Annotated in this window: 11 protein-coding genes; 3 read left to right on the plus strand and 8 right to left on the minus strand. The window is 45.1% G+C overall.

Annotated features, from left to right (window positions below):
- Positions 1–315: 315 nt before the first annotated feature.
- Positions 316–1,902, plus strand: a complete 1,587-nt coding sequence (locus tag G548_RS0109975) for an L-lactate permease (RefSeq protein WP_022794015.1) — start codon at positions 316–318, stop codon at positions 1,900–1,902.
- Positions 1,903–1,958: 56 nt separating this feature from the next.
- Here the strand turns inward: G548_RS0109975 and G548_RS19570 are convergent, their stop codons facing one another.
- From G548_RS19570 to G548_RS0109990, 3 genes are all read right to left on the minus strand, one after another.
- Positions 1,959–2,651 (minus strand): C40 family peptidase, encoded by a 693-nt coding sequence (locus tag G548_RS19570; RefSeq protein ID WP_022794016.1) that lies wholly within the window; start codon positions 2,649–2,651, stop codon positions 1,959–1,961.
- A gap of 433 nt (positions 2,652–3,084) precedes the next feature.
- A complete protein-coding gene (locus G548_RS0109985; RefSeq protein ID WP_022794017.1) occupies positions 3,085–4,272 on the minus strand; it encodes an MFS transporter in 1,188 nt (395 codons plus the stop codon).
- A gap of 128 nt (positions 4,273–4,400) precedes the next feature.
- On the minus strand, positions 4,401–5,039 hold the full coding sequence (locus G548_RS0109990) for an HD domain-containing protein (RefSeq protein ID WP_022794018.1): 639 nt from the start codon (positions 5,037–5,039) through the stop codon (positions 4,401–4,403).
- 199 nt (positions 5,040–5,238) lie between these two features.
- Between G548_RS0109990 and G548_RS0109995 the strand changes: the two genes are divergently transcribed.
- Positions 5,239–5,892 carry a TVP38/TMEM64 family protein gene (locus G548_RS0109995; RefSeq protein WP_022794019.1) on the plus strand — a complete coding sequence of 218 codons (654 nt, stop codon included), beginning with the start codon at positions 5,239–5,241 and terminating at the stop codon, positions 5,890–5,892.
- A gap of 52 nt (positions 5,893–5,944) precedes the next feature.
- Here G548_RS0109995 and G548_RS0110000 read toward each other — a convergent pair whose 3' ends face one another.
- Both G548_RS0110000 and mbcS read right to left on the minus strand, forming a co-directional pair.
- Positions 5,945–7,534 carry a solute:sodium symporter family transporter gene (locus G548_RS0110000; RefSeq protein WP_084687327.1) on the minus strand — a complete coding sequence of 530 codons (1,590 nt, stop codon included), beginning with the start codon at positions 7,532–7,534 and terminating at the stop codon, positions 5,945–5,947.
- 247 nt (positions 7,535–7,781) lie between these two features.
- A complete protein-coding gene (mbcS, locus tag G548_RS0110005; protein WP_022794021.1) occupies positions 7,782–9,371 on the minus strand; it encodes an acyl-CoA synthetase MbcS in 1,590 nt (529 codons plus the stop codon).
- Between the two features lie 215 nt (positions 9,372–9,586).
- Here mbcS and G548_RS0110010 point away from each other — a divergent pair, with 215 nt between their 5' ends.
- On the plus strand, positions 9,587–9,922 hold the full coding sequence (locus G548_RS0110010; protein ID WP_091614388.1) for a hypothetical protein: 336 nt from the start codon (positions 9,587–9,589) through the stop codon (positions 9,920–9,922).
- A 37-nt stretch (positions 9,923–9,959) separates the two neighbouring features.
- Here G548_RS0110010 and G548_RS0110015 read toward each other — a convergent pair whose 3' ends face one another.
- The 3 genes from G548_RS0110015 to G548_RS0110025 form a co-directional block, all read right to left on the minus strand.
- Positions 9,960–10,325 carry a Rieske (2Fe-2S) protein gene (locus G548_RS0110015; RefSeq protein WP_022794023.1) on the minus strand — a complete coding sequence of 122 codons (366 nt, stop codon included), beginning with the start codon at positions 10,323–10,325 and terminating at the stop codon, positions 9,960–9,962.
- Complete coding sequence (locus tag G548_RS0110020) at positions 10,325–11,428, minus strand: amidohydrolase family protein (protein ID WP_022794024.1); 1,104 nt, start codon at positions 11,426–11,428, stop codon at positions 10,325–10,327. Before G548_RS0110020 ends, G548_RS0110015 begins: the two co-directional genes overlap by 1 nt.
- 234 nt (positions 11,429–11,662) lie before the next feature.
- On the minus strand, positions 11,663–11,938 hold the full coding sequence (locus tag G548_RS0110025) for a cupin domain-containing protein (protein WP_022794025.1): 276 nt from the start codon (positions 11,936–11,938) through the stop codon (positions 11,663–11,665).
- Between the last annotated feature and the right edge of the window lie 104 nt (positions 11,939–12,042).

A 12,042-nucleotide genomic window follows, 5' to 3' on the forward strand; every position in this document is an offset into this window, starting at 1 on the left:
TATAAATAATTTTACCTTTCTTCAATATACTAATAATCCTATCCAGGAACAACGAAAATGGTAAATTTATCCTCAAATGCACTGAACAACTGTCAATGTTAATCATTTTTATCAGTTTTTAACCACTAGTGTGACAGTATATTGTCGGATTTATGTCTGAAAAACGACAAAAAATTCTACCTCCCTTGAATCGGGCTCTCCTGTTGCATGTATTGATGAAAGCGTTTAACATATAATTAAGACATCTGGTGACCATATCTTAAAAGAAATCCACCTTCATTTTAACTTATTTCCTCATCTAAAGGAGACACGTCTATGCTGATGCTGGTCGCGCTAAGCGCTGTCATTTTTCCATTTATTTTTCTTGTGCTGCTTCGTATGCCTGCCATTAAAGGAATGACGCTCAGCTCTGTTATTGTGATTCTGCTTGCCGTTACAGTCTGGGGCATGGGAAGCCAGATTATTCTCTCTTCTATTTTGCAGGGCGCTCATAAAACCTTAACGATTCTGCTTATTTTATTTGGGGCACTCGTCCTGCTGAATACCCTGCGTAGAAACGGGGCCGTGGACCGTATTAACCAGGGTTTTCAAAGCATTTCAGAGGATATGCGGGTTCAGCTGATTATTGTAGCTTTTCTTTTTGGGTCCCTGCTTGAAGGGGCGGCTGGCTTCGGCACCCCGGCAATGATTACCGCTCCGCTGATGCTCGCTTTAGGATTCAAGCCGCTTGCTGCAGTGTCTACAGCACTTATAGCCGACAGTTCAGCTGTTGCTTTTGGAGCCGTGGGCACGCCTGTGATTGTCGGACTCAGTACACTCGATTCAGCAGGTCCTGCCTTTTTTCAGGAAGTTGGCATTACAGTTACATTAATTGATTTATTTGGCGGCACTTTTATACCGTTTATTTTAATTGCCGTACTCACTCTTTTTTTCGGAAAAGGCAAAGGCTTAAAAGACGCATGGCCAATGCTCCCATGGACCTTGATGATCGGAGCTGTGTACACTTTCTCAGCGTTATTATACGCGTTCTTATTCGGGCCGGAATTTGTCGCTATTTTAGGAGCGCTCACCGGACTCGCTGCGGCAGCATTCACTGCGAAAAAAGGATTTCTGCTTCCAAAGGATATCTGGACAGATGCCCTTCAGGACGATTTCGAGATTGATAAAGAAAAATCCGACATGAGTCTTCTTACCGCCTGGTCGCCGTACTTGATTGTAGTCGCTCTTTTGCTTCTAACAAGAATTGTCCCCTGGCTGCGGGAATTTACGACTTCAGTCCTTGATCTTTCCTGGACTAATATTTTAGGGGTGGAAGGAGTGACTTCCAACTGGGAGCTGCTGTATTCCCCCGGAACGATTCTTGCTGTTACTGCCCTGCTTGCCGTATTAATTCAACGGCGTTCCTTTAAAAATTTCACCGCTTCTTCAAAAGAAGCTCTTTCCACTATCAAAATCACCGGCATTACTTTATTTGCCACGCTTGCGATGGTGCATGTGTTCAGTAATTCCGGAATCAATACCAGTGATATTACCAGTATGCCAGAATATATCGCAGCCGGTATGGCAGCCGCTTTTGGCCCTATGTGGATTCTTGTCGCACCGTTTCTTGGAGAACTTGGATCATTTATTACCGGAAGCGCCACTGTTTCCACTCTTACGTTCTCCCCAGTGCAATACAGCATCGCCAACGCTACAGGAGTGGACGCCACGGTGGTGCTCGGAGCGCAGCTGGTAGGCGCCGGCGCCGGGAACATGATTTGTATTCACAACGTAGTCGCTGCATGTGCCGTGGTTGGCATGGAGGGAAAAGAAGGCAGCGTCATCCGGAAAACGCTCGGTCCGGCCATTCTTTACGGGGTACTCGCCGGAGTTGGAGGATTTATTATAATGAATGTATTCTAATATAAAAAACAGGCATGACCTTTAATAAGCGTCATGCCTGTTTTTGTATTGTTGCTTTAAAGCTGGCCGGCGCCCATGTAACGTGGACCCCAGTAAGAGCTGTCAAGACTCGAAGTAGTTACGCCTGTAGAAGAGCCGGAATGAACAAATTCATTGTTGCCTACATAAATGCCCGCGTGGGAAGCTCCACCTCTCGTATCGAAGAAAACAACGTCTCCTGGAGAAGGACTTGAAACTTTCGAACTTGCACTATACATGCCAGAAACCGTCCGTGGTATGCTTTCACCGTGCTGCTCGTAAACGTAGTTAATAAAACCGCTGCAGTCAAAACCGCCAGGGGATTCTCCGCCCCATACGTAAGGTGACCCGATGTATTGCTTAGCGGTGCTTGTAATGCCAGAGTTGCTGCTTGTAGATACGCCCGCTACCTGTTCACTCGAAGAGCCTGAATCCATTAAAGAATCTTGCGTCATCGGACCAGCTACACCGTAATAACTGCCGGCTGGAGAGGAAATGCCGTGATCGGATTGATAATCTTTTACCGCGCTTAACGTTCTTGGACCGAATCTCGAGCCGGTATATCCGTGGAAATATCCTTCGTCCTTTAACGTCTCCTGCAAATCGTTTACTGAGGAATTCGTGTCTCCGTAAGATAAAGATCCGTGATCATCGATTGATGCGTCTGCTGCCTGCGGAGCACCAAATAGAACTCCTGCTGTAATTGCTGTTCCAAAAAGATATTTTTTCATTATAATGTTCACTCGTCGCAGTACCTATCACCGAAACTTGATTAGGTAGGTATTGTTTATTTTTCTTATATGTTTACTTGCCTTTTTGCCATAAGACTGGAGCGACAACGGCTGGCCACGACGGAGTGAAACTGCACCCCCATTAAGTAGTTTAAAGATTTTTATGTGCGCTGACTGAATCAGCGACTCAACATGACCGAGTATATCTGACCCAGCGTCGTTAAACAACGACATTAAGGTATTTGTAATCTCATTTTAATAAAAGTAATATTTTATACATTAATTAGGTAAATAAAATTTAATATCTTTTTAAATACACCATAAATGCTTGCATCAAGGGGGTAAAGCACTTTTCTTTAAAAATTATTTATTATTATTCGAAGGGCTGTCCCGGATTTTCCCAAAGACAGCCCTGGCTCTTTGATTCAAATGTTTAAGCTGCACCCGAAGATTCTGCAGCCTCTCTGCCTTCCATCCGGCGAAGCAGCACTGTAAGCAAAATTCCTATTACAGAAAGCCCCGCCCCACAGAGTGTCAATACAAAAAATGACACTCCTGCATTCAGCACAATCGTTCCCAGAGTAGCTCCAAGCGCGTTTGCCAGGTTAAAGGCAGCCGCAGCTATTGTGCCGGCAAGAGAAGGAGCATGCTGGCCGGTAATCAGCAGCTTGGCGTTTAACAGGGGCACTGTACCAAACGCAAACATTCCGAGCAAAAAACTTGCGATAAATAACGTGCCGATGATGCTGATCATTGGTATAAAGAAAACCAAAATGAGTGTCAAAAGCAGAAACGCAACACGCAGCCTGCTCGTTAAATGAGTAAGCGGGATACGGCTCGAAAGGAAATTACCGGCCACAGCCCCTGTACCAAAAGCAAATAAAGCGAATGTCACGCCTAAGACGTCCACACCGCCTATTTCACGCAGAATCGGTTCCTTAAACACATAGGTTGTAAACACACCCGAATAACCGAGAATTACTATAGCAAGCGTCATAAGAAATGTCTTTTCTTTAAAAACACCCAGTTCATTTTTTACTTTCGGTATCTCGGTCGGTTTTTCATTTGGCAGGGTCAGCACAAGTCCGATTAACGTAATCAAACCAAGGACAGCAATCATCCAGAATACAATTCTCCACTCGAGCACTCCGCCAAGATACGACCCAAAAGGCACCCCAAGCATAATCGAGATAGTTAAGCCGCCCTGCACAGCAGCAATTGCCTGCCCTCTTTTCGACGGAGCCACAATATGATGGGCCATAGCTAGACTGAGCCCAAAAAATGGAGCGTGAATCGCCGCTGAAATCAGCCGTGCTATCACGAGCACGGTAAAAGATGTTGCCATCGCTGCTAAAACGTTGCTTAATACAAAGACTGCCATACAGGAAATCAGTACCGGCTTGACCGGGAACTTCATCGTCGTTATACGAAAGATTGGTCCAAACACTGCTACACTGATAGCGTAAACACTAAGCAGAAGGCCTGTGAGTGAAACGGGTACATCCAAATCATTCGACAATTGAGTGACAAGACCAGTAATCACGTATTCAGTCATACCAATGGAAAAGGTTCCTATCATAAATGCGATAATAATGGCCCGGTTTGTACGAAGAATACTCATCTTTGCCACCTCTCTTTTTTAAACTATGAGAGACCATGGTAAAGCGTTTAACCTAACTTGTCCAGTCCCATAAAAAATGCTGCCATCGAAACGGCAGCATAAACGGCAGCATTTTATTTATTATTTTTCTATTCCTTCCACGGGGAATGCAGCACGCATTCACAAAAGTCCGGACTCTTATAATCCGGCATAAACCGCTCGCAGACATCCGCTTTAATATTTCCAAATGTCGTCTCCGGCTTATGCTTGAATCCTTCATAAAAAGCAGGAAGAATTTTTTCTTTAAAATTATTCCGTGGATACGCGCTCACGACCTCTTCCCGTAATTTTTCAGGAAACTGATGGTATCCATCTCCCATGACATCAAGTCCCACTCCTGAATAAAGAAGAGAAACCTCAGACTCTTTGTACTCAGCAACGCCAATTGTCGTATGAAGGGCGATAGCGTCCCACACAAGGCGGATGGACTCATCCTCCATGTTATGCTGCTGCAGGAAACTGCGGGCTGCATTGGCTCCGTCCACCTCAAACCGTTTATCAGGACTGCTGTACTGAGTGGTCAAGCCAAGGTCATGGAACAATGCACTCACATATAACAGCTCCGAATCATACTTCAATCCGGCTTCCCTTCCCTGGATTTCCCCGAAAAGATATGCCCGGTTCGAATGATTCCAAAGCAGCTCGGAACCGTATTCGCGCAGCAAATCAGCTGCTTCTTTTGCTATTTTGCTGTCCGGTATTTTTACTCCTGCTACACTATTTGCCATGTTTATTCATCCCCTCCTGTTCATATGTTTATCTGCCTGCTGTTAGTGAGTTTCCCTTCCGCAGCTTCATATATGCGTTATTTTAATAATCCGTAAGATAGTGTTCATTAATTGTCGTTTGTACGCCTACCACGTGTTAAGCTGAAATAGCCTGAATTCGCAGAAACAGCCCAGCTTCTGCAGCCAAAGGAGGGGAAACGTGCGCTCACGTATGAATATTATCAAAGGATTCTTATTTATTGCCATTTTAATCGGGCTGTATTACCTTTTCAACATCAGACTGAGCATCCATCCGACAGAACTTCAGGACTTCATCACTTCGTTTGGGTGGATTTCACCGTTCGTTTTTCTGCTTGCCTACACGCTGGGTCCTTTTATATACTTTCCCTCCTCTCTGCTTTCCATCACTGCCAGTATCACTTATGGTTTATGGCCCGGTGTACTTTATATATGGACAGGAGCCCTGGGCGGAGCCACGAGCGGATATTTTATCGGACGTTTTATGGGGAAAACCATATTCAGCAAGCGCCGTATTCCGTGGAACCCCAGAATGAAACATTTAATGGAAAACCGTGGTTTTTTTGTGGTATTAGTGCTCCGTCTCATCCCGCTGATGGGGTTTAGCATGCTAAGCTATTTGTCTGGTTTCTCGAAAATCAAATATTCGCATTTCATTTCTGCCACCATGATCGGTATCATTCCCGGCATGCTGATGTACGGCACGTTTGGGCAAAGCATCATCTCCGGCAACCGCCTTCTGCTTTGGATAGCGATTATTCTACTTTTTATTTTGAGCGCTGCCGGCTTTTTTCTTCGAAAGAAAATTAAAAAATGGCTTAGCCTGCAGCCATAAAAAAGCTGGAGCACCTCATCGGCGCTCCAGCACTTTCAACGTCTATTTCCTGTTACCCGGCAAGTCCAATAGGAGAGAACAGCAGATACGTAGCTACCACAGTGATAATAATGACTGCGCTCACCCATTTTCTGTGCTTCCACGGAGTCATATCAACCTTGTTGATATTTTCCTGGAACTCAAACGGCTTGTCGAGCGGCTTCAGCCGGCTTACCAGCCATAGGACAAGAATATCGACAAAGAATAACACGCTGAAGGCGTACAGATAATGGTAGTCCATAAACAGCCAGAAAATACCGTAAAGCACAACGTGAGTAATAAATGTCACTTTTGCGGCAAAGGCAGTACCATACTTGAAATAGAATCCGAGTATAATAATAACAAGCAGCGGCATACTGTATAATCCATTAAACGATTGAACGACGTTGTAAAGCCCTGAGGGAGCAAAAGAAATCAGCGGAGCAATTAAAATAGCAATTAAAGCTACAATGACCGTAATTAATTTACCAGCCCGCGCCACTTGTCTGTCGCTTGCATCCTTTTTAATGAGCGGCTTGTAAAAGTCCAGCGTAAACAGCGTAGCGGTGGCATTCAACGCTCCGACAAATGAACTTAAAATAGCCCCAAAAATGACTGCTGCAAAAATCCCCTCCACCGACGGCGGCAGTACTTCTGTAACTAAACGCGGATACGCGTTATCTGCAGTTCTAAGTTCACCGCCAAACAAATTAAACGCGATAATTCCTGGGAAGACGAGAAACAAAGCTCCGAATATTTTAAAGAAGCCTACATATAAAGCACCCTTCTGGCTTTCCTTTAAGTTTCTTCCAGCCAGTGCTTTTTGTACAATCATCTGGTTTGTGCACCAGAAAAACAAGTTATTAAAAAACATTCCTAAAAAGAGAGTCGGCCACGGCACGTAAGCCGAATCAATAGCACCGATCGAGTTTAATTTCTCAGGAGTGTTGGCCTGGATTGTTTCCATACCACGGAAGAAGTTACCATCACCTAAGGCCATCAGACCAAGTACAGGAATAGTAAGTCCGCCGAGCAAAAGAGCAATGCCATAAACGGTATCACTGAAAGCGCTTAACCTTAAGCCGCCCATTAAAAGATAAAGAAGACCAATAAGTCCAGTTAATCCAGCGATAAAAGCCACGGCTGTTAAAGGCTCAACGCCGAGTAATTGATCTACAGCAAAAATTTGATTAAACACGAGTGAACCGGAGTACAACACGACGGGTAAGAAGGAAGTCATATAAGTGAAAATAAACAGAAAAGAAGCAATTCGTTTTGTCGTTTTGTCGTACCTGGTTTCGATAAAATCAGTAACGGTGTCCACACCGTATTTTAAGTATTTCGGAAGAAACACAAGCGCCAATAATACGATCGATATAGCTGCAGTAACTTCCCACGCCATCACTTCCATACCGGAAGCATAGCTTTGACCGTTCTGCCCTACAATCTGCTCTGTGGATAGGTTCGTCATAATAATGGTTCCGGCAATTGTAAGACCCGTTAAACTTCTGCCGGCAAGAAAGTACCCTTCAGCGCTGTCCGTTTTAACTGAACGGCTGCGGTTGAAAGCAAACAGCCAAATAGCCCCGACGATAACAATAAATGTAATAAGAGATATAATAATGAGCCCCCCCTTTGTTCGTATGCTTGCTGTATATTTTTAAGTTTGAAACAAATGCTTTTATTTGTTTCAACTTTTCCCCTTCAGCAGGGTTGCTCTTATTCTAACTGAAATCATCAATAAGGTAAACGCTTTCCTAAAAATATTTTTAATTTTTCACCAATTTTATAATTCTACGAAACAGGTTTCGCAAAAATACAAAACTGCCCTGAAGCAAATGCTTCAGGGCAGACAATTCACGCTGTTTCAGCTATTGATTTTTGTTCGCCTTTGCGAGCTCCTGTTCACGTAGTTCTACGCGGCGTATTTTTGCAGAGCTTGTTTTTGGAAGTGATTCAACAAACTCAATGCGGCGCGGATATTTATACGGAGCAGTCATTTCCTTTACATGATTCTGCAGTTCCTTCGTCAAATCCTCTTCATTTTCCACCTGGCCGTTAGGTACGATAAAAGCCTTCACTACATTACCCCGGATCTCATCCGGACTTGCCACAGCAGCGCACTCTTTAACAGAAGGATGCTTTGTAAGTGCATCCTCTACCTCAAACGGACCGATCGTATATCCTGAACTGATAATAATATCATCACTGCGTCCCTGGAACCAGTAGTAATTATCCTCGTCCTTCATCGCCCTGTCACCGGTTAAAAAGTAATCGCCCTGGTAGGAATCATTCGTACGTTCGGGCTCTCTGTAATAGCCCTGAAACAGCGATGGAAGATCACGATGCACAGCGATATTGCCAATTTCATTGGCCTTCGCCGGCTTGCCGTCTTCATCCACTATTTCAATAAACTGTTCGATCATTGGTTTGCCCATGGAACCTATTTTTTCAGGCACGCCCTTCAACGTTCCGATAAGGAGCGTGCTTTCTGTCTGCCCGTAACCATCACGCACAGGAAGATTAAACTTCTCCCGGAACACTTGGATAACTTCCTCATTCAAAGGCTCTCCCGCTGAAACCGCGCTGTGCATCGCTGAAAGGTCATATTTTTCGAGACCTTCAATTTTAGCCATCAGCCGGTACTCTGTCGGCGTGCAGCAAAGCACATTTACTTTTTCGTCCTGAAGCAGCTGCAGGTAAGTCTCCGGATCAAAGCGTCCGTTGTAGGCAAACCCGGTGGCGCCCTGGCCGAGTACAGATAAAAACGGGCTCCAGACCCATTTCTGCCAGCCTGGTCCGGCAGTAGCCCAGACAACATCGTTTTCGTGAATGTCGAGCCACTCATCTGCCGCTACCCGAAGGTGGGCGTAGGCCCAGCCGTGGCTGTGCACGACAGCCTTTGGTTTACCTGTCGTGCCCGATGTGTATGGAAGAAAAGCAGTGTCATCACGGTGAGTCTGTACAATGTCAAAGCTTTGGGACTCTTCTGCTGCCATTGCTTCAATCTCTTTCCAGCCTTCTTTACTTCCACCGATCATCAGCTTATGCTCAAGTGTTTCCGGCATAGGCTCCATCCGGTCGATTTCCTCAGCGTACGGAGCATACGAAATAATCGCGCGGGAGCCGGAATGGTCCGCCCGGTACTTGATGTCATCCGCCCGGAGCATTTCTGAAGAAGGAATAATTACAAGGCCTGCTTTCAGGCACGCGTAATATGTAACATAGGCCTCCACAAGACGGGGAACCATAACAAGTACCTTGTCACCTTTAGACAGTCCAAGGCCGGTAAGTACGTTGGCATACTGATTGGCCTGCTGAATCAGTTCATGATATGTAACCTCCCGGCGGCTGCCTTTATCGTCCTGCCATTTCAACGCCAGACGGTCTGAATCATAGCGTTCCATTTCTTCGATTAAATTATAGGTTTCATTTGGTGTCAGTTGATTTGCATCAATCATAATCACACATCTCCCTTGCCACTATTTTATCTTTTTCCATCATATGCGCCACAGCAGTGTATGTCTACTTATACGCCTAAAGAAATCTGATTATTTCCATTATGATTTTATCTTTTTTTTATGTTTGTTGAAAGAAGGAAACGGTTATAGCAGGAGAGGAACGTTTTTGTACGGTAACTACTATTGATTTGGAAGCAGAAAGGATGAATGTCACGATGAATATTATTATCAGTAAACCTAATGAGGAAATTGAAGTCCGAGAAGTAGAGGGACAAAATGATATCTACAGTATCATGGGCAACGACGCCATCATGCTCGAAATGATTCCGGAACTTGATATTTACGCTCTTGCAAACGAAAATCAGTATGAAGAAGCGGATTATAAAGTAGAATCCAAGCAGTTCGGGGATCTTACGAATAAATACTCCCTGACCGGAACGTCCGTTATATTAACGTTAGACGCTGCCGGCAACTACGCTGAATTGAACGACGAGCAGATTGAAGCTGTCCGTCAGCTGCAGGAAGTCCGCGGCGGCAATTTAAACAGCTAATCATTTCCCAGCTAAATATTAATAAAAAAAGAGAGGCTTACGAGCCTCTCTTTAATTCTACATATACATAGCTGTCTTTTACATAAGCGGAAAACTCTTTTAGTTTACCTTTTACCGGCGCAAGCGGTTTGCCGCTTTCCCGGAGATTATACTCTCTTCCATGCCACGGGCACCGGACGATATCTCCTTCATGTTCAAAGGAATACTCGCCGGGTGCGGTGCTCATAGGCGCCCCGTCAATTTTGCCCTTCGACATGCAGGCGCCCTGGTGGGGACACCGGTCGATAAATGCCCGGATTTCCCCCTCGGACGTCCGGCAGACAAAAACCGGGATATTATCGACGCTCCCCGGAATCATCTCCTGCTTTTCCAATTCCTCTTCCCTGCAGATAACGGCTGCCATCAGATATCACCCCGAGCCGGCAGCTTCGGATAGAATTTTCTGGCGTTTTCACCATAGATCCGCTCAAGCACGTCGTCTTCAAGTCCTTTTGGCACAGCTTCGTCCGGAGAATCGTAATCCCAGTGTGGATAGTCCGTACTAAAGCAGATAATTTCATCGGTCCCCATCTGCTCTACCAAGAGATTCCATTCCTTTCTGCTCATTTCTTCAAGCGGCTGGGTCGTAAACGCCATCCGGTTTTTGATAGTATCACTCGGCATCGTCGTTACCCACGGCACTTCGTGGCGAAGATCCTTAAACTGCTGATCGAGTTTCTTCATTAGAAATGGAACGTATGTGAATCCGCCCTCAATCATCATCAGCTTGAGCTTTGGATATTTTTCAAATACCCCGTTAAAAATCATGCTTGTGATCTGGGCCATATGGGACGTGGCAATCAGGGAATGCCATTCAATAAAATATCTCGGCCATTTTCCGAGCGGAGCCGGCGGTTCATTATGGTGCATGCCGATCATCAGGTCATGGCGCTCGGCGGCTTCAAATATTGGATGATAGTACGGATCTCCCCACGCAATATCATCAATAGGCAAAAGCACCTGAATCATTTTCGGGTGAGAGCCGACGCGTTCAATTTCTTTCACCGCGTTCCCTACTTCCTGGGCTGCAATGTGAACGGAGCCGTACAGGCGGCTGTCTTTATCGAGCCATTCGTTAATCTGCCAGTCATTATAGGCACTGGCCAGAGCTGTGGCCATCTCGTACCATCCGTGCATAGAGGAAGGTGATGGATCAAGCGCTCCGGTTAAAATACCGACTTCGTGATTGTTGGCGTCAAGCAGCTGCTCCTGCATAAACGGAAGGCTTGTGCCTGCCGGCTTTCCGTCCGGCGTTTTTGCGTCGGCCCGGTCCACACCAGCCACGGCTGGCTGGGTAAACGGCATATGTTTTTCCTGCTGCCAGTTGCAGTCTTCAATATATCTTCTCCACGGCTGCTCTAAGTAAGGAAATAAATCTTCATACATTACCCGTTCATGAATATCAGTATCGATCAGGCTGTACTTTTTTGTTTGGTTAGTTTTAGCTTCGTTGTTTAAAGTCTGCATAAATCAGCATCCTTCCTTTCATCTACTTCCTAACCGTACCAGATCGGCCCTGGCATAAACAAAGCGCTCTAGAAGGCGTCCGACTCTATAAGCTGTGCCAGTGCATGCCAGTGAGCATCAGTGAACCTCAGTAGCAGTTTTTCAGTATCTAACCGTTTACTTACTAATCTATTACCTATCACTGACAGGAAGGCTGCTGAATATCTTTGCAGGGATCATTTTATTTAGCAAATGCTAATTTTCTTCGATATATACTAGTGTGACATACACACTCAAATTGGAAGAACTGTTATTTTCAAAGCCTATTTTTTCTGTAGGGCCGCACTGAATAAGGTCTCCCTCTTTAATGGGGAAGTTTTTATCCTCTGTATAGCAGAGTCCTTCTCCGCTTACGACTAATGCAAACGTCTGAGTGAACGGATGATCATGCAAAGGGAGGCTCTGGCCGGGCGAAAAATTAAACACCACAGCTTTGCAGTTATTCTTTTTAAACACAATTTCTTTTGCCATTCGATCCCCGCTGAAAGGAGCTAATTGTGTAAGACTCTGGATTTTCATTTTTTCATCCTTTCATTAATTGAACTTAAAACAGCTGCGGCAGAATCCAAATAGAT

This window comes from Marinococcus halotolerans DSM 16375, assembly GCF_000420725.1.
In the GTDB taxonomy this organism is placed as follows: domain Bacteria; phylum Bacillota; class Bacilli; order Bacillales; family Marinococcaceae; genus Marinococcus; species Marinococcus halotolerans.